Genomic DNA, 16,121 nt, shown 5'->3' with positions numbered 1-16,121 from the left:
CTATACTTGGCAACCTAAAAAACCTTCTTTTATATCACCAATTGCTATTTAGCACCTAGTGACCAAGTTGGGCTTTAGCCTTTTGCCACAGGGCATCTAATTCTTCTAAACTATAATCTGTCAACGGACGTTCAATCACATCCTCCATTTTTTGTAACCTTTGAATAAATCGCTGACTTGTCCCTTGTAAACCCGCACTAGGATCAAGTTTATGCCATCTGGCAATTTGAATAATGGCAAATAGTAAATCACCTAATTCGGATTCTTGTCTTTCTTTGGTTTCCTCAGCTAAAGCTTGTTGAAATTCCCCTAACTCTTCATGAAATTTGCCCCAAACTTCATCTACATTATTCCACTCAAAACCAACCTTAGCCGCCTTTTCAGATATCTTCATAGCTGCATTTAATGGCGGAAGACTGCGACGATAACGATTCAATTTATCACTGAGTTTTTGCTCTTCTACAGTTTCTCCTTTTTCCGCTGCTTTGATGGTTTCCCAATTTTTGTGTACCTCTTCCATATTTGCCACAGTCACATCAGCAAATACATGAGGATGACGACGTATTAACTTTTGAGAAATACCCTCAGCGATTTCTTGCAGAGAAAAATCACCCGCTTCACGGGCAATTTGCGCCTGTAATACTACTTGTAATAATAAATCACCTAATTCTTCAGCAATAGCCTGTTTATCCCCAGTTTGAATCGCGTCTACTACCTCATAAGCCTCTTCAATTACATAGGGAGTTAGACTTGATGGGGTTTGTGCTAAATCCCAAGGACAACCATCAGGCGATCGCAATTTCGCCACCACATTTATTAACTCTTGTAACGCCTCTAAAGTCTGATTAATTTCCATCTTTTTACCGCTTTTTGACACTGCGACGACCGGGGCTAACTTTACGTTTCTTAATTTTGCCACGAGGGAGTAAACCTTGAATACCCTGTTTTTGAAAGCGCTTATAACCAGAAACAGTCCAATCACTGCAAGAATGGCTCATTGCACCGAGTTCACAGCCGACAAAGAGGGCAAAAAATTCTCGATAATACATATAGATGGTCTTCCCCACAGTCCCCCACAGTTCTCCCCAATTCCAAGCCACATTTCCCAACTTGGTGAAAATCATCACAACCACAATCGCCACCAACGCCAAAAAAGTCGTCAGATACACCACCCGTAAAGTTGTGCCAATAATCGGACCGTGAGATAAAAAAGAGCGATGTCGCAGACTTTTTTGATAAGGTAGCCAAATCCACCGCAGAAAACCCCACCGCTGAAATTGACGGGAGTAAATATCTAAATCAGGACCAAACATCAGCCCCCCAAACATAAACCCACCCGCCACCAACAAAGTCATATTACTGCTGTGAGTGGAAATTAGCGTTACACCCGCGACCACAGGCATAGACCAAATAGTAATGCGATCGTGCGTTTGACCAGAGGGCATCTTCGGAAAATTAAAAATATAAAATTAAAAGTGAAATCCTGAGTCAGTATAGCTCAATTCCATTCCCATCAGCCTTTTCCATCCAGCAAAAAAATTTTTCTCAAAAGACTTGCAAAATTTAGAAAGGCTATGCTATATTGATTAAGTGAAAGAAACGGGCGGTTAGCTCAGTTGGTAGAGCGCCTGCCTTACAAGCAGGATGTCATCAGTTCGAGTCTGGTACTGCCCATTTTATCCGTTATCTCTGACTAATTACGTCTTTGTGACTTTACCCATGTCTTTGCCGAGATGGTAAGCTTATGCTTACGATTTAGTCCAGCGAAGTCATGGGTTTAGTTTTTGAAGCTAGCAGGTGAAACTATAACAGCTTAGGAACGCAAATTTAATAACCTGCAATTCTGATGTAACCTGGAATGGTGCGTTACGCTGTCGCTAACACACCCTACTTTTGCACCTTATTTAATTCACATTCCTTACAAACCAAGCTCACGTCGTGCATCATAAAAAGCAGCACAGACTTGTTTGTATCCCACATTCCGCAGATACTGAAGATTATCTCAAGGATATAGGCTTTCTGATTTTGGTAATCTTCCTGCGTAGCATCATTGTCGCGCTGGAGTTTGCCCAAAAGCTCAAGAATATAAGTAACATTAATTTCATCTCTGTGGATCAGTTCTAATTCAAAATCAACTTCCTCAAGCATAGATTCCTTTTCTTTATCGGGTTTGGGTCGCGTTTTGTCATAGATGTCCAGATATTTGCTTTTATAATCTTCAAAGGTTTGTTCATCCAGATTTAAGTCGGAAAAACTAAACTCAGTAAATGATTTACTAACATTCAATAGGCGGATAAGATTACGAAAGGCTTTAACAAACTCAACTTGCTCCTCTTCACTAATTAGTTTATTGACATCGTTGGGAATAGTGGCGATCGCTCTGAGTTCTTGTACCCCGACATTAAATTTCTCAATGTAATATTCGTAGGGTTCAATAAAAATTTCTTCCTTAGCGTTGGTGTCGGAAAAAATTTTATGTCGTGGGTTTTACGGTGATGGTTGGCAATAATCCAATCTACAATTAGAGAAATTCGGTGGGGATTTTCAAAAAATTCTCGGTCTAATTTTGGCTCTGTGATTAGAGTCCTATAGATAGTAGGTAATGCTTTTGTTATTCCCCATTCTCTGGTTCAAGATTTAAACCGCGATAGATTTGTTCAAGGGGAAAGTTAAGATTAATGCTTTTAAGTTGGATGGTGTCACCTGGTTTGTAGTTGATAATTAACCAGTCTCCTGCATCATTTTTGTGATAAATGTCAATTTCCATACTGGTGGAACTGACTAGCAGATAATCTATTAAAGCTGGGTTATTTTGATACATTCTAAATTTACCACCTCTGTCATAGGCTTCGGTACTTTTGGAAAGAACTTCAACAATTAAGCAGGGGTAGGTAATATATTGGGTGCTGATTTTGTCCCGTTCGTCGCAGGTGACGCTAACATCTGGGTAGGTGTAGTTATTAGTGCCGACAATCTTAACTTTGATATCAGAATTTCCAGTGATACAGCCTGTATTTTCTAGGTGGCTGTCAAACATGACAGTAAAGCGGATGGCGATACGACCATGATTGATGCTACCGCCGCTCATGGCGTAAACTTGACTGTTGATATATTCATGTTTTTCTAGTTGCTGTTCTTCCCATGCAAAGTATTCTTCGGGGGTTAGGTGGGGGTTGTTGTCTTTAGCGGCAATCATTTTCTTTATAATTGGTAATGGGTAATAAGTAGGTGAACACAATAAAACCAATCTGTGTAAAGAAAAGTAAAATCGCCCAAACCCTCTTCACTCTTGCCTCTTGCATGATTGCCTCTTGCCTTGCCATAACGACGATTTCCAATGCTAACCTACTTACTTTTATTTTATCCTGTTCCCTGTTCCCTGTTCCCTTGCCCCAACGACAATTTTTAACGCCAACCTACTTATCTTCGACATTTAATTTGCTCTACTTTGATTTTACTCGCTAATTTTTTGAGGAATTAGATAAATGACTCCTGAAACAATTGTCAATATTACAGATATCCAAAAGGTAATTAAAACCGGAATTTGCCAAGTTGGTGATAAGGGGGCAATTAGTAAAGATATGGCAATTATTTGACTAACTGTTTTCAGTTTACCCCAAATATTTGCCCCGGTGATGGTGGTTTGATTAACTCGCCAACCTGCGATCGCTAATTCCCGTGCTAAAATTATGAACACTGCCCAAGCTGGGATTTTTCCTAATTCTACTAATACTAATAATGGTGCAAGTACCAATAATTTATCTACTAAAGGATCAAGAAATTTACCTAATTCGCTAATTTGGTTGAGTTTTCTGGCTAAATATCCATCTAACCAATCAGTTAAAGCCGCAATTAAAAATATAGTTAAACATATCCATTTGGCTTCATTTGTGGGATTATATAAACCATAAAGTAAAAAAGGTATTCCCAGCAGTCGAGAAAAAGTAATCCAGTTAGGTAGAGTCATCACAAGTTAAAATTACAAACCAACACTAATTATATAGGTTAGCTACTAATATCCCCCAACATGGGATACGTTATCAAGATATGTAACTCTGAACCTTAAAAGTATTGATTATATGCGTGCTATGCTGATAGTGGTGCAGCACTTATCCCCCAACTTTAAAAGCGTGATGAAAGAGTTACTGGAAAGACGCACCCGAATTACACTTACCAAGTGTTGTTGTAAAATTTATTTACAAAATAAAAACACCCACATTAGAGAGGAATTGATGGTGGAACAAAAAATTAACTGTGCTGAAGCCTGTATCAACGGGTGTGTTTTAGGTGATCAATGTCCCAATATTGAGTATCGAGAATCAGCTTCAAAATTCATCGAAGAAACTTCTTTAGACAAAATGCTAGAAATAGCTGAAGAAAGATTGCGGAAAAAAATGACAGAACCCCCAAAATGGGTGTTTCCAGAAGATTCTTAAAGAGAATTTTGAGTAAGAAGTTATTGAAATCAGTTAAAATAGTGGGTTAACAATAGATAACCCACTCAAAATATTACCATCGTCATAAAATCAATAATAGTTAAAAATGAATGAATATATCTCAATAGACAGCGCAGCAGTCAAAGCAAAAGCCAAAGAATTGGGATTTCACGAAGTAGGGATTGCTGCTGTCGGTGATTTAGAGAAGACAGAGACAGAAAAATTGCAAGCTTGGTTAAAAATGGGTTATCACGCTGACATGGAATGGATGAAAAATCCCAAGCGTGAGGATATTAATTTAGTGATGCCAGAAGTGCGATCGCTCATATCTGTAGCCTTAAATTATTATACCCCCCATCAACGTCCCCAGGGGGATGAATATGGCAAAATTTCCCGTTATGCCTGGGGTCGAGATTATCATAAAGTCATCCACAAAAAGCTCAAAGAACTAGCCAATTGGCTAGAATCCCTGGGCGAAAATGTCAAAGCCCGTTATTATGCAGATACAGGGCCAGTTCAAGATAAAGTCTGGGCGCAAAAAGCCGGCATTGGTTGGATTGCTAAAAACGGGAATGTGATTACCAGAAAATACGGTTCTTGGGTGTTCTTGGCAGAAATATTAACCAATCTGCAACTAGAAAGCGATCGCCCATCTACCCAACATTGTGGCACCTGTACTCGTTGTTTGCAAGCCTGTCCGACAGGTGCAATTACCGAACCCTTTATCGTGGATGCTAATCGCTGCATTGCCTATCATACCATTGAAAACCGCGCCGAAGAACTCCCCGCAGACATCACACCCAATTTACAAGGATGGGTAGCAGGTTGTGATATTTGTCAAGATATTTGTCCTTGGAATCAGCGATTTGCTCAAGCAACTAATGTCAAGGATTTTCAACCCTATCCTGGAAACTTAGCCCCAAAGCTGGTAGAATTAGCCCAAATATCAAACGAGGAGTGGGATAAAAGATTCACAGCATCAGCCTTGCGACGCATTAAACCAGAAATGTTACGACGTAATGCTCGCGCTAATCTTGATAAATCCAGGCATAATAATGACCCAGAAAGTAATAATTTTTGATTTCGATGGGACGATTGCTGATACAGTAGATGCTCTTGTAACTATTGCCAATCGTTTAGCCTTGGAATTTGGATATGTGCCGATTAATTCGCAAGAACTAGTCCTATTGAGAAATTTAACAGCCAAAGAAATTATTAAATATTCTGGTGTTTCCCTATTCAAAATTCCTTTTATGGTTAAAAAAGTAAAAGGAGAATTAAAACACAAAATCCCAGAATTAAAACCTATTGAGGGAATTAATACCGCATTAATAGAACTCCACAATCAAGGTTATCAACTGGGAATTATTACCTCTAACTCTCAAGAAAACGTCAATCAATTTCTTAAATGTCATAACTTAGATTATTTGTTTGACTTTATTTATTCAGGAGTAACTATTTTTGGTAAAACCACAATTATTAATAATGTGTTGCGACAAAAACATTTCAAACCTGAAGCAGTAATTTATGTCGGTGATGAAACTAGAGACATAGAATCTGCTAAAAAAGCCAATATTAAAGTTATTGCTGTCAGTTGGGGTTTTAATTCTTCCGAAGCCCTCAGCAAACAAAATCCAGATTTTTTAATTCATCATCCCAGTGAATTATTGGCTGTAATTAAAAGCTGTTAAGGGAACTCCAAAAAATAAATCATAAGACCTTCTATACTAAGAAAGTTTCTAGTACCGTGCGGCGTAAGTGAATGAACCATTTTCAAGCCTTGTAAGCAATCAAATTTTCGGATCTTTTAATAGTCATCTTATTTACGCCAAGCTGTACTAATAGATTCTGACCATGAAAAATTCAGAAAGTAGGGGCGCAGGGTCTGCGCCCAAAAACGATTCATCAATAACAGCATGAAATTTATTTACCCCAACCCGTAATGGCTATTAAAAATGGTTGGTTTATTTGCGCCCTGCTGTACTAGCACCGCAAGGCGGAAGTCAAAAGTCAAAAGTCAAAAGTCAAAAATAATAGGTCATAAGCTCTTTAGCGATTGAGAATGGTTGGCTTATTTACGCCATGCTGTACTAGACTAATTGAAGCCTCTGAATATATTTTCAAACTTGAATAAACTTAAAAAAGGCGTAGGGACAACTTATTGAATTGTCCCTAATATTGTTTATTCCTCTTCTAACTCAATCTCTTCTTCCTCCTCAACATCATGGGGTTGAACTACAGAATTAGCAGAAACTACAGCCCCTTTATCGAGTTTTTCCAGAACCTGTTCTTTAATTTTGGCAGCAAATTCTGGTTTTTCTTCTAAATACTTAATCGCGTTATCTCTACCTTGGGAAATGTTTTCACCACTGTAGCTATACCAAGCACCTTTACGCAAAAGAACACCAGTTTCTTCAGCTATATCCACTAAACAACCAATGGTAGAAACACCCTTACCAAAGATAATGTCAAATTCGGCAATTCTAAAAGGTGGTGCCACTTTATTTTTAGCTACTTTGACTTTGACACGGTTGCCAAATTCATCAGTTCCTTTTTTCAAAGTTTGAATTCTGCGAATATCCAAGCGCACAGAAGCGTAAAATTTGAGCGCGTTACCACCCGTTGTCGTTTCAGGACTACCATAGGTGACACCGATTTTTTGCCGTAACTGGTTAATAAAAAGAACCGTGCATCCAGATTTACCAATATTACCAGTGATTTTCCGTAAAGCTTGGCTCATTAACCGAGCTTGTAAACCTACGTGAATATCCCCCATATCCCCTTCAATTTCGGCGCGGGGGACTAAAGCAGCAACGGAGTCAATGACAACGATATCAACAGCCGCAGAACGCACAAGTTGATCAACTATTTCTAATGCTGATTCACCATTGTCTGGTTGAGAAACAAGTAAGTTATCAATATCTACACCCAATGCAGCGGCGTAGGTGGGGTCTAATGCGTGTTCAGCGTCTACAAATGCCGCTATACCACCATTTCTTTGCACTTCTGCGAGGGCATGGAGGGCAATAGTAGTTTTACCAGAACTTTCTGGTCCGTAGATTTCGATTACCCGTCCTTTGGGTAAACCACCACCCAAGGCTAAATCTAGAGTGAGCGCCCCGGTGGATATTGTTTCTACCTTCATCCGGGTGGCATCACCTAAGCGCATAATTGCTCCCTTTCCGAAACTGCGCTCAATTTGTCCAAGTACGATATTTAACGCTTTTTGCTTGCCAGAAGTCTCAGTATTAGCTGCCATTTTTGCCTCTAAGTATAGGATTTTCCAAAATTACTGGACAGGAGTTTTAATAGAACGGATATACTATCCTAACCGGAAAGTATGCCAATTAGGAATGTTTACAAAATTATGTTTGCCAAGATCCTAAGGCGATCGCTGAAAAATTATAGCATTTTAGATTTAAGATTGTGAAAGACTAACTGTATCGGCTTGCTATCTATCGCCATCGGTAAAGCCAACTGGTATAATTTTCACAATTAATAGCAGCAGTTTGAGCATAAATCAGTATGGAACGAGTCATCAAAAGCGGCACTGGTTGGCGCATAGGCTGGAATCCAGATGCACCAGAATTTAAAGGCTTAGTCGGCACAGAAGATTGGGCGATAGAATTAACCGAAGCAGAATTAAACGAATTTTGTCGTCTATTTAATCAGCTTGCAGATACCATGAAGCATCTAGCTACAGAATTAATGGATGAGGAAAAAATTGCCTGTGAAGCCGAAAGTGATTTATTATGGATGGAGGTGGAAGGTTATGCTCATGCCTACAATCTGCGCTTCATCCTCAATACAGGACGGGGGACAGAAGGTAAATGGGAGGCTTCAGCCGTAGCTGAATTGTTGCCAGCCGTCGGAATGTTAAAAGTTTTTTGAATCACCCCTTGCTATTTTTCTTGATCTTGTGATATATTCAGGAGAGTGACTTAATTAATTTTAGATTCGCACATTTGGAATCATCCCCACGCCAAAAGTCTAAAATCTCAAGTTCACATTTACGGGACGTAGCGCAGCTTGGTAGCGCGCCACTTTGGGGTAGTGGAGGTCTAGGGTTCAAATCCCTACGTTCCGATTGACGGGAACTTTCAATTAGAGTTCCTTTTCTTCCTCTTGTCTCCTTTTTCCTAACTAGTAATTTACAGCAAATTGTCATCAAACCCGGAACAAGAACCCCACACCCAACGCCCTCCCCGCAAGCGATGAGAGGGCTAAGAGAACTCCACAAAAAAATGATCCAATTTTGTGGGATGGGCATCCTTGCCCGTCCTTGATGATTAGCGGGCAATTCGTCCCGCACCACAAGAAATTTTGGGATATTTTTTTTGATTGGAAATCTCTAATAAACCTGTGCTGCATGAGTTGTCATTGCGAGTGAAAGGAAGCAATTTCTTGACAACCGATAAACCACCTAACGCAAAAATCTCTCAAACCCTTATTCCTCTGTGTCCTCTGCGCCTCCGTGGTTCGTTAATCAGGATAATTTATTTCTCATCACCTACCCGATAGGGAGGTGAGAGGCTTCTACTGTTTAAGCTAAAGTTGTCTAACTACAGGTTTACCATCAATAACTTCACCTACAAGAACGACATCTGCACAATTGACGAAAATGCCATTTTCCAGAACACCGGGGATATTATTCAGTGTTTTTTCCAAGTTTACAGGGTCATCAATGCTATCGAAGGTGACATCTAAAACCATGTTACCTTGGTCAGTGATTACAGGTCCTGCTTTTCTCACACCCATGCGTAGTTCTGGCTTACCACCAAGTGCTTTAATGGCATTTGTAACGGGGGTAATAGCCATAGGGATAACTTCAACTGGTACAGCGAAACTAGAACCTAAGCGGGCTACTAATTTACCACCATCAACGACAACAATAAATTGCTTTGCTAGGTAATCTACAACTTTTTCGCGGGTATGTGCAGCACCACCGCCCTTAATCAAGTTTTTATGGGGATCTACTTCATCTGCCCCGTCTATAGCGATATCAATATGGTCTACAGCGTCTAAAGTGGTGAGAGGAACGCCATACTCTTTTGCTAATACTTCTGATTGAAATGAGGTGGGGATACCGACAATATCTTTGAGTTCACCTGATTTGAGGCGTTCTCCTAAATATTGAATGGTGTAAGCTGTGGTTGAACCTGTCCCCAAACCAACTATGGAACCGGATTTTACCAAATTGGCGGCTGCTTTGCCAACTTCTTGCTTCATCAATTTCACTGGATCTGCTGGTATGGACATTCTTTAACTCCTGAAAAATCAATTAAACGGTTCACTCATCTTACCAGAACACCCGGATTTCTTCCTACTGCCTATTTCTTCAAATACAAGTATAAGGGCAAACACGGGGAGATAAGTCAGATCCCCGACTTCTTTAAGAAGTCGGGGATCTTGTTGTTAAAAAATCACAGTTTAAGTAGGTTGGCGTTGAAAATTGTCGTTATGGCAAGGCAAAAGGCAAGAGGCAAGAGGCAAGAGTGAAGAGGGTTTAGGCGATTTTACATTTCTTTACACAGTTTGGTTTTATTGTGTTCACCTACTTAGACATTTTATCTAACAAAAGGCTGACCTTTTTCGCCCTTTCTGGTTGACGCTGTTTCTGCAATAATTCTTTCGCTTGAAGTAAATTAGCTTTAGCTTCTACTTCCTGTTGTTCCTGCATGAGAATATTTGCTAAACGTAAATAAGCATCGGGATTTTTAGGACTGCTATCAATTACTTCACAGAATAATGCTTTTGCTTCGGCAATTTGTCCTTTCTGATTTAAAATATCTCCTAATAACAAACGTACCATATCATTGGTAGAGTTGATGGCAATAACCTTTCTCAAAACTATTTCGGCATTTTCAAAATCTTTGGCTTGATAAAAATTGATGCCTTTTTGAAATAAATTAGAAGTAATCAATGTTTTGATACTCAAATAACCAAGAATACTAAGACCAAAAATAACTACAGAAATGGCGATAATATTGGCAGTAGGAAATGTTTCTAACATGAGATTAAGCTAATAAACAAGAGACGGGAAAAATTAGGTATTCAATGAAAAACAATTTCCAGATAAATTGATAGAAATTAGTAATGGCTTGTTTATCTTGTAAATCAACTCCTGCACCTTGCCACCACATCACAATTAAAGCTACTGTGTGAGTGATTAAGATGAAGATAGTGTTGACTTCCGCAAGATGGAATAACGCTACTAAAATCATGCCGAGATAACAGATTGTTAATACCCAAAGTGCAAGATTAAATACTTTTTGTTGTCCGAGTTGGAGGGTGAAAGTTGTGATATTGTAAAATCTATCTCCTTCCATATCAGGAATATCTTTGAAGATAGCGATCGCAAATGTAAATACCAAGATAAACACAGTTAAAGCCCAAACTGCACCCGGAATCCCTTGGCTTCTTTGCAATACCCAACTAAAATGCAGAAACAAACCTAAATTAACAATTGTTCCCCGCACCGAAAAAATACACAAAGCAGCCCAAAAAGGAAACTGTTTTAACCGAATTGGTGGTAAAGAATAAGCCGTACCAATTGCTAAACTTATTGTCACCATGCTCATTAAAAACGGTCCAGTTAGCCATGCTAAAGCTAAGGCGACAATACCAGCAATAATAACAATTAATTGTCCTTGTCCTCTGGTAAATTCCCCCGATGCTAGAGGTAAATCAGGTTTATTGATTTTATCAATGTCAATATCTTCTAATTGATTCAAACCAACAATATAAATATTGCCACTTATGCAAGCAACCCATGTTGCTAAAATCTGACTAATATGCAAACTAGAAAAATTTGTTGAAGTGACACCCAGGGTAATTAAATATAAACCCAAGACACTCAAAGTTGTTCCCATAATTGTATGGGGACGGGAAAACTTCCAAAAAGAATAAAACCAACTTCCTGGAAAAATAGCAGAACTTTGTTTATAAAATTGATTCATTTTTTGCTCTTTTTTGTTCGTAAGCACCTAAAGGAATTGAACTTATACCATTTCTTTATGAAACTGCGCCGAATTTCCTAACCTTATCTTTTTCTTCTCTGTGTCCTCTGTGCCTCTGTGGTTCGTTTATCCTTAAATTGAGTACATCTTTAAACAGAATTGGACTTATTTTGTCCCGCGTAATAATCCAAACCGAACCAATCCAGTTTCATAACCTCGACGCATTAAACCTAAAGATAATGCCCCCTGAATTGTAGTCCAACCAGCCATTAATAAACCGATAAATGCTTGGGGTGTAAATGCCGAATCAATGACAACATTCCAAAAAGGAGCAACAGCGGTTGACCAATCAGCCGTGCGAATATGATTCAATGGTAACTGCCAAGCGATCGCTTCATACTCCGCTAAAGAAATAACATAAGGCAAACAATAGACTCGGTAAATATCCTCCAAGTGCTTTTGTTCATCTGCTGTCAGTGGTGACTTATCCGTATTTCGATGACACCATGTCACCATAATCAAAGTCCCACCGGGCTTTAATACGCGATAGCACTCTTGCAAAAACTTAGTTTTATCTGGCATATGTTCACCGCTTTCCAGTGACCAGACCAAATCAAAAGAATTATCCTCAAAAGGCATTTCCTGAGCATTGGCAACCATGAATCTAGTTTTTTGACTCAAATTCATTGCCAAAGACCTTTCAGTAGCCCTAGCAGCTTGTACAGGACTCAGTGTAATTCCCGTAGCATTTGCCCCAAACTTCTCAGCCAAGTATAAAGAACTACCACCAATCCCACAGCCAACATCAAGAATATTTTCCGCACCCTTAACATCAGCCCATTTTAACAATTCTTCAATTAAATCAATTTGTGCCTGACGGCGTTCTTTCACCTGTTTACCATCTACACCATAATAACCATGGTGCATATGTTCCCCCCAAATCTGTTCCCACAGACTGGAAGAAGCATCGTAAAATTCCTGAATTTGTTTGTAAAGTATTTGACTCATTAATTTAGTAATAAAAAGATGACAGGAAATTGAAAAAAAACTTATTCATAGGCTACCATCTATGTTTCTAATTAGATAGGGATATTTTTCTGCCTGGGAATAACTCATTAATTCTACCTTGCGAAGATATCAAAATAGCCTAACGGCACAAAGTTTATTTATTTTTCATGGTTAATTACTTATGACTGTTGCGCGGACAATTTGTTTGGGATTCGTCGCTGTCATTCTCTTGGGAGCAATTCTCTTGACAATGCCTTTCTCTACTGGTAATGGTAATTGGAATGACCCCATTGTTGCCCTCTTTACTTCAACTTCGGCGGTTTGCGTCACAGGTTTAGCCGTAGTGGATACTGGTACTGAATTTTCCTTTTTAGGACAATTATTTATTGCCCTATTAGCACAAATTGGTGGTTTGGGTTATATGACAACTACCACATTTTTAATGTTATTAATTGGCAGAAAATTTGACCTGCGACAAAAAGTAGCAATTCAACAAGCTTTAGACCGTCCGGGTATGAGTGGTAGCACACAAATTATCCGTTCTATTATTGCGACCACTTTATTATTTGAACTCACGGGAGTATTTTTATTAATGTTAGTCTTTGTTCCCGAAAAAGGTTGGCAAGAAGGAACTTGGTTAGCAATTTTTCACAGTGTCAGTGCTTGGAACAATGCGGGATTTAGTTTATTTAAAGATAATTTAATTGGTTATCAATCTTCTCCTTTAGTGATTATCACAATTGGCTGTTTAATTATCTTTGGAGGTATTGGTTATCAAGTGATTTTGGATATGTATCTTTGGTTGCGAGATAGCTTTACTTACCAAGGGAATCGCCTCATTAAAAAAACAAGTTGTTTAATATTTTCTCTAGATTTCAAAGTTGCGACTAGCACAACTTTAATATTATTAGTGCTAGGAACAATTGCAATTTTCTTTATAGAAATCAGAAACGATAGCGTCTTTGGACAATTAAGTTTATCTGATAAAATATTAGCCGCTTGGTTTCAGTCAGTCAGCACCAGAACCGCTGGTTTTAATAGCATTGACATTGGGAAAATGACTAATGCTGGATTATTTATTATGATTGCACTGATGTTTATTGGTGCAAGTCCTGGAGGTACAGGAGGAGGAATAAAAACCACTACTTTACGAGTTCTGACCAGTTGTACAAAGGCAATTCTCCAAGGCAAAGAACAGGTATTGTTATATAATCGTAAAATTGCCATTTCTTTAATTTTAAAAGCTGTGGGGGTAGTGTTTGGTTCACTAGCAACAGTGATTGTTGCAACGGTTTTAATTAGTATTACTGACCCCACATTGGCTTTTATTCAAATTCTTTTTGAAGTAGTATCAGCCTTTGGTACAGTCGGACTTTCCACAGGAATTACCGCTACTGTTTCTACCGCAGCCAAATTAATTTTAATTCTCACAATGTATATTGGTCGCGTTGGTATTTTATTATTAATGTCATCTATCTTAGGTGATCCTCGTCCTAGCAGAATTCACTATCCCGAAGAAAATCTCCTTGTTGGATAATTAGGATTTAGCGAACAACTAACAACTAACAACTGACAACTGACAACTAACAACTGACAAATCATGAACCTTTCATCCTTAAAATTTCTTCGCAGTTTACGTAAAGATAACCACCAATTTGCTGTAATTGGATTAGGTCGTTTTGGTCGTTCTGTTTGTTCAACATTGCATAATTTAGGTTATCAAGTATTAGCTACAGATGTTGATGAAAAACGGGTTTCCGAAGCATTGAATGAAGAAATAGTTGGTCATGCTTTGCAACTCGATTCAACTGAATCAGCAGCCCTAAAAGAAGCCGGAATTTTTGAATTTGATACCGTTATTGTCGCTATTGGTAACTACGTTCAGGAAAGTATTATTACTACCTTAAATGTGAAAGAAGGTGGTGTACCTCACGTAGTTGCAAAAGCCTCTAGTGAAGTTCACCGCAAATTATTACAACGAGTGGGCGCAGATCATGTAGTATTTCCTGAATATGAAGCTGGTTGTGCTTTAGCAAGAACACTCACTAAACCGGGAATTTTAGAAAGATTTGATCTTGACCCAGATAACAGTATTGTGGAGTTAATTGTCCCTGATGAATTTCATGGGAAAACTATTGCTGAACTGCAACTGCGTAACCGCTACGGTTTAAATATGTTGGCTGTAAGTAATGATGGTAAATTTATCATTAATCCCGAACCAACTAAACGTTTAGAAAAAGGTTCTGCAATGGTAGTAATTGGTTGTAATAAAGATATTAATCGTTTACCAATATAGGGAATAGGGAATAGGGAATAGGGAACAGGGAACAGGGAACAGGGAATAATAATTTTTCAATGACAAATGACAAATGACTAATGACAAATGACTAATGACAAATGACTAATGACAAATTATTTTGGATTTGTGATTTGTTTATTTGGTGTCGAATTCGGTAAAGTAGTTTTCTCAGTTGTCGAAGTATTTGCAGGTAAGTCTTCAACCGGGGGAAGATTTGCGGGCGCTTGTTCAACTGGTGGAGTAGTAACTGCCGTTGCGCTACCGGGTTGATTTACAGGCGATTTTTTGGGTGCTAAAATTTGGGCAATTTGCTGGATGATTTGTTCAGTTTTGGCAACTTGCTCAGTATTTCCTGCGGTTACGTACTGTTGACGAGCGCGTCTTAATGCTTGAGCGGATTCCTTAAAAACACCTTGATTATATAAAGCTACTCCTAAATTATAGTGAGCAGAGGTGTTTTTAGGATTTTGCAGAATTGCTTCTTTATAAATATTAATTGCTTCGGCAATTTTACCTTGATTTACTAAAAGACTACCCAAATTATTGTAAGCTACAGAATTTTCAGGATCTATTTTTAAAACTTCCCGATAGGCGGAAATCGCCGATTCTACTTGGCCTTCTTGTTGTTGAACAATTGCTAAGTTGAAATAAGCATTTTCATGATTTCTATCTAAATTAATTGCTTGTTCATAAGCAGAAATAGCATCTTGACGCTGATCTTGTTCATAGAATAAAACCCCCAAATTATAATGAGCATCAGCCAATGTGGGAGTTACCACTAAGGCTTGACGATAAGCTGTAATAGCGGCTTCTTTTTGTCCCTGTTTTTGTAAAGCTACACCCAAATTATAATAAGCTGATCCCAAATTGGGATTTAATCTAATGGCTTCTCCAAATTCTTGGATAGCTAGATCTAAGCGATTTTGTTGTAAAAGAATATTACCTAAATAATTTCGGGCTGCACCAATATTAGGATCTCGCTCTAAGGCTTTACGAAAAGCCATTTCCGAACCTTGATAGTCTTGACGATTATAAAATGTCACTCCCTGTTGAAAAGATATAGCTGCTTCTAAATCTTGGGAAACAACTTCTGCTGCTGATACCTGACTGTTGGGAGAATTAATAATTGCAGGTAAAGTCAAGATTAAAAATGCAGAAGAAGTAGAAAGGATACTCATTAACACTTGCTTGTATGTAGCCTTAGCTATGTTAAAAGACGGATATTTATGGCATTTTCGATACATGACTCACTACCCTTTAGTTATACTGAATCTAATCTAAGTAACTGGGCATAATTAAATATTAAGACCTCTCCCCAAACCTCTTCCCTTGCAGGGGAGAGGCTTTGACTCCCCATTTCCTGGTAGGGAAGGGGGCTGGGAGGTTAGGTCTATCTTATATTTTTTAACGCCTACCTAC

Annotated in this window: 17 protein-coding genes and 2 tRNA genes; 8 read left to right on the top strand and 11 right to left on the bottom strand. The window is 38.6% G+C overall.

Annotated elements, in window-relative coordinates:
• Nucleotides 1-55: 55 nt before the first annotated feature.
• A complete protein-coding gene (mazG, locus tag FJR37_RS13340; protein ID WP_039203132.1) occupies nt 56-856 on the bottom strand; it encodes a nucleoside triphosphate pyrophosphohydrolase in 801 nt (266 codons plus the stop codon).
• A gap of 4 nt (nt 857-860) precedes the next feature.
• The gene (locus FJR37_RS13335; RefSeq protein WP_168466234.1) at nt 861-1,445 is read right to left on the bottom strand and encodes a metal-binding protein; all 585 of its coding nucleotides are present in this window, start codon (nt 1,443-1,445) and stop codon (nt 861-863) included.
• Nucleotides 1,446-1,601: 156 nt separating this feature from the next.
• On the opposite strand from FJR37_RS13335, the gene FJR37_RS13330 reads away from it, so the two are divergent.
• Nucleotides 1,602-1,674 (top strand) — tRNA-Val (locus FJR37_RS13330).
• A gap of 213 nt (nt 1,675-1,887) precedes the next feature.
• Here the strand turns inward: FJR37_RS13330 and FJR37_RS13325 are convergent.
• The 3 genes from FJR37_RS13325 to pgsA all read right to left on the bottom strand — a co-directional run bounded on the left by FJR37_RS13325 (nt 1,888) and on the right by pgsA (nt 3,967).
• On the bottom strand, nt 1,888-2,436 hold the full coding sequence (locus FJR37_RS13325; RefSeq protein ID WP_268812087.1) for a hypothetical protein: 549 nt from the start codon (nt 2,434-2,436) through the stop codon (nt 1,888-1,890).
• 175 nt (nt 2,437-2,611) lie between these two features.
• Complete coding sequence (locus FJR37_RS13320; protein WP_039203129.1) at nt 2,612-3,196, bottom strand: Uma2 family endonuclease; 585 nt, start codon at nt 3,194-3,196, stop codon at nt 2,612-2,614.
• Nucleotides 3,197-3,454: 258 nt separating this feature from the next.
• Entirely contained in the window at nt 3,455-3,967 is a 513-nt protein-coding gene (gene pgsA, locus FJR37_RS13315; protein WP_039203128.1) for a CDP-diacylglycerol--glycerol-3-phosphate 3-phosphatidyltransferase, read from the bottom strand.
• Between the two features lie 268 nt (nt 3,968-4,235).
• Here pgsA and FJR37_RS27750 point away from each other — a divergent pair, with 268 nt between their 5' ends.
• From FJR37_RS27750 to FJR37_RS13300, 3 genes are all read left to right on the top strand, one after another.
• On the top strand, nt 4,236-4,436 hold the full coding sequence (locus tag FJR37_RS27750) for a hypothetical protein (RefSeq protein WP_039203174.1): 201 nt from the start codon (nt 4,236-4,238) through the stop codon (nt 4,434-4,436).
• 106 nt (nt 4,437-4,542) lie between these two features.
• Nucleotides 4,543-5,517 (top strand): tRNA epoxyqueuosine(34) reductase QueG, encoded by a 975-nt coding sequence (queG, locus tag FJR37_RS13305; RefSeq protein WP_168466233.1) that lies wholly within the window; start codon nt 4,543-4,545, stop codon nt 5,515-5,517.
• Nucleotides 5,492-6,127, top strand: coding sequence for an HAD-IA family hydrolase (locus FJR37_RS13300; protein ID WP_039203126.1), 636 nt, complete (start codon nt 5,492-5,494; stop codon nt 6,125-6,127). The genes queG and FJR37_RS13300 overlap by 26 nt, the downstream gene beginning before the upstream one ends.
• Before the next feature lie 491 nt (nt 6,128-6,618).
• Here FJR37_RS13300 and recA read toward each other — a convergent pair whose 3' ends face one another.
• A complete protein-coding gene (gene recA, locus FJR37_RS13295; RefSeq protein WP_039203125.1) occupies nt 6,619-7,695 on the bottom strand; it encodes a recombinase RecA in 1,077 nt (358 codons plus the stop codon).
• A gap of 266 nt (nt 7,696-7,961) precedes the next feature.
• On the opposite strand from recA, the gene FJR37_RS13290 reads away from it, so the two are divergent.
• Together FJR37_RS13290 and FJR37_RS13285 are read left to right on the top strand one after the other, a co-directional pair.
• A complete protein-coding gene (locus FJR37_RS13290) occupies nt 7,962-8,327 on the top strand; it encodes a DUF1818 family protein (RefSeq protein WP_039203124.1) in 366 nt (121 codons plus the stop codon).
• Between the two features lie 122 nt (nt 8,328-8,449).
• A tRNA-Pro gene (locus tag FJR37_RS13285) sits at nt 8,450-8,523 on the top strand.
• Between the two features lie 461 nt (nt 8,524-8,984).
• Here FJR37_RS13285 and rpiA read toward each other — a convergent pair.
• The 4 genes from rpiA to FJR37_RS13265 form a co-directional block, all read right to left on the bottom strand.
• Complete coding sequence (gene rpiA, locus FJR37_RS13280) at nt 8,985-9,695, bottom strand: ribose-5-phosphate isomerase RpiA (RefSeq protein ID WP_039203123.1); 711 nt, start codon at nt 9,693-9,695, stop codon at nt 8,985-8,987.
• A gap of 295 nt (nt 9,696-9,990) precedes the next feature.
• A complete protein-coding gene (locus FJR37_RS13275) occupies nt 9,991-10,449 on the bottom strand; it encodes a M48 family metallopeptidase (protein ID WP_039203122.1) in 459 nt (152 codons plus the stop codon).
• A 4-nt stretch (nt 10,450-10,453) separates the two neighbouring features.
• Complete coding sequence (locus FJR37_RS13270) at nt 10,454-11,395, bottom strand: homogentisate phytyltransferase (RefSeq protein WP_039203121.1); 942 nt, start codon at nt 11,393-11,395, stop codon at nt 10,454-10,456.
• Nucleotides 11,396-11,560: 165 nt separating this feature from the next.
• Entirely contained in the window at nt 11,561-12,403 is an 843-nt protein-coding gene (locus FJR37_RS13265) for a methyltransferase domain-containing protein (RefSeq protein ID WP_039203120.1), read from the bottom strand.
• Between the two features lie 181 nt (nt 12,404-12,584).
• On the opposite strand from FJR37_RS13265, the gene FJR37_RS13260 reads away from it, so the two are divergent.
• Nucleotides 12,585-13,940 (top strand): TrkH family potassium uptake protein, encoded by a 1,356-nt coding sequence (locus FJR37_RS13260; RefSeq protein WP_039203119.1) that lies wholly within the window; start codon nt 12,585-12,587, stop codon nt 13,938-13,940.
• 63 nt (nt 13,941-14,003) lie between these two features.
• Nucleotides 14,004-14,699: a TrkA family potassium uptake protein gene (locus tag FJR37_RS13255; protein WP_039203118.1), complete on the top strand. Its 696-nt coding sequence runs from the start codon at nt 14,004-14,006 to the stop codon at nt 14,697-14,699.
• Between the two features lie 116 nt (nt 14,700-14,815).
• Here FJR37_RS13255 and FJR37_RS13250 read toward each other — a convergent pair whose 3' ends face one another.
• Entirely contained in the window at nt 14,816-15,880 is a 1,065-nt protein-coding gene (locus FJR37_RS13250; protein WP_235335223.1) for a tetratricopeptide repeat protein, read from the bottom strand.
• Nucleotides 15,881-16,121 lie beyond the last annotated feature (241 nt).

This window comes from Aphanizomenon sp. UHCC 0183, from assembly GCF_009712065.1.
Lineage (GTDB): Bacteria > Cyanobacteriota > Cyanobacteriia > Cyanobacteriales > Nostocaceae > Dolichospermum > Dolichospermum heterosporum.
This window is presented reverse-complemented; position numbering and strand designations above follow the sequence as displayed.

Coding starts and splice junctions, on each gene's coding strand:
- mazG (WP_039203132.1), bottom strand. CDS start 856: ATGGAAATTAATCAGACTTTAGAGGCGTTACAAGAGTTAATAAATGTG.
- FJR37_RS13335 (WP_168466234.1), bottom strand. CDS start 1,445: ATGCCCTCTGGTCAAACGCACGATCGCATTACTATTTGGTCTATGCCT.
- FJR37_RS13320 (WP_039203129.1), bottom strand. CDS start 3,196: ATGATTGCCGCTAAAGACAACAACCCCCACCTAACCCCCGAAGAATAC.
- pgsA (WP_039203128.1), bottom strand. CDS start 3,967: ATGACTCTACCTAACTGGATTACTTTTTCTCGACTGCTGGGAATACCT.
- queG (WP_168466233.1), top strand. CDS start 4,543: ATGAATGAATATATCTCAATAGACAGCGCAGCAGTCAAAGCAAAAGCC.
- FJR37_RS13300 (WP_039203126.1), top strand. CDS start 5,492: ATGACCCAGAAAGTAATAATTTTTGATTTCGATGGGACGATTGCTGAT.
- recA (WP_039203125.1), bottom strand. CDS start 7,695: ATGGCAGCTAATACTGAGACTTCTGGCAAGCAAAAAGCGTTAAATATC.
- FJR37_RS13290 (WP_039203124.1), top strand. CDS start 7,962: ATGGAACGAGTCATCAAAAGCGGCACTGGTTGGCGCATAGGCTGGAAT.
- rpiA (WP_039203123.1), bottom strand. CDS start 9,695: ATGTCCATACCAGCAGATCCAGTGAAATTGATGAAGCAAGAAGTTGGC.
- FJR37_RS13275 (WP_039203122.1), bottom strand. CDS start 10,449: ATGTTAGAAACATTTCCTACTGCCAATATTATCGCCATTTCTGTAGTT.
- FJR37_RS13270 (WP_039203121.1), bottom strand. CDS start 11,395: ATGAATCAATTTTATAAACAAAGTTCTGCTATTTTTCCAGGAAGTTGG.
- FJR37_RS13265 (WP_039203120.1), bottom strand. CDS start 12,403: ATGAGTCAAATACTTTACAAACAAATTCAGGAATTTTACGATGCTTCT.
- FJR37_RS13260 (WP_039203119.1), top strand. CDS start 12,585: ATGACTGTTGCGCGGACAATTTGTTTGGGATTCGTCGCTGTCATTCTC.
- FJR37_RS13255 (WP_039203118.1), top strand. CDS start 14,004: ATGAACCTTTCATCCTTAAAATTTCTTCGCAGTTTACGTAAAGATAAC.
- FJR37_RS13250 (WP_235335223.1), bottom strand. CDS start 15,880: ATGAGTATCCTTTCTACTTCTTCTGCATTTTTAATCTTGACTTTACCT.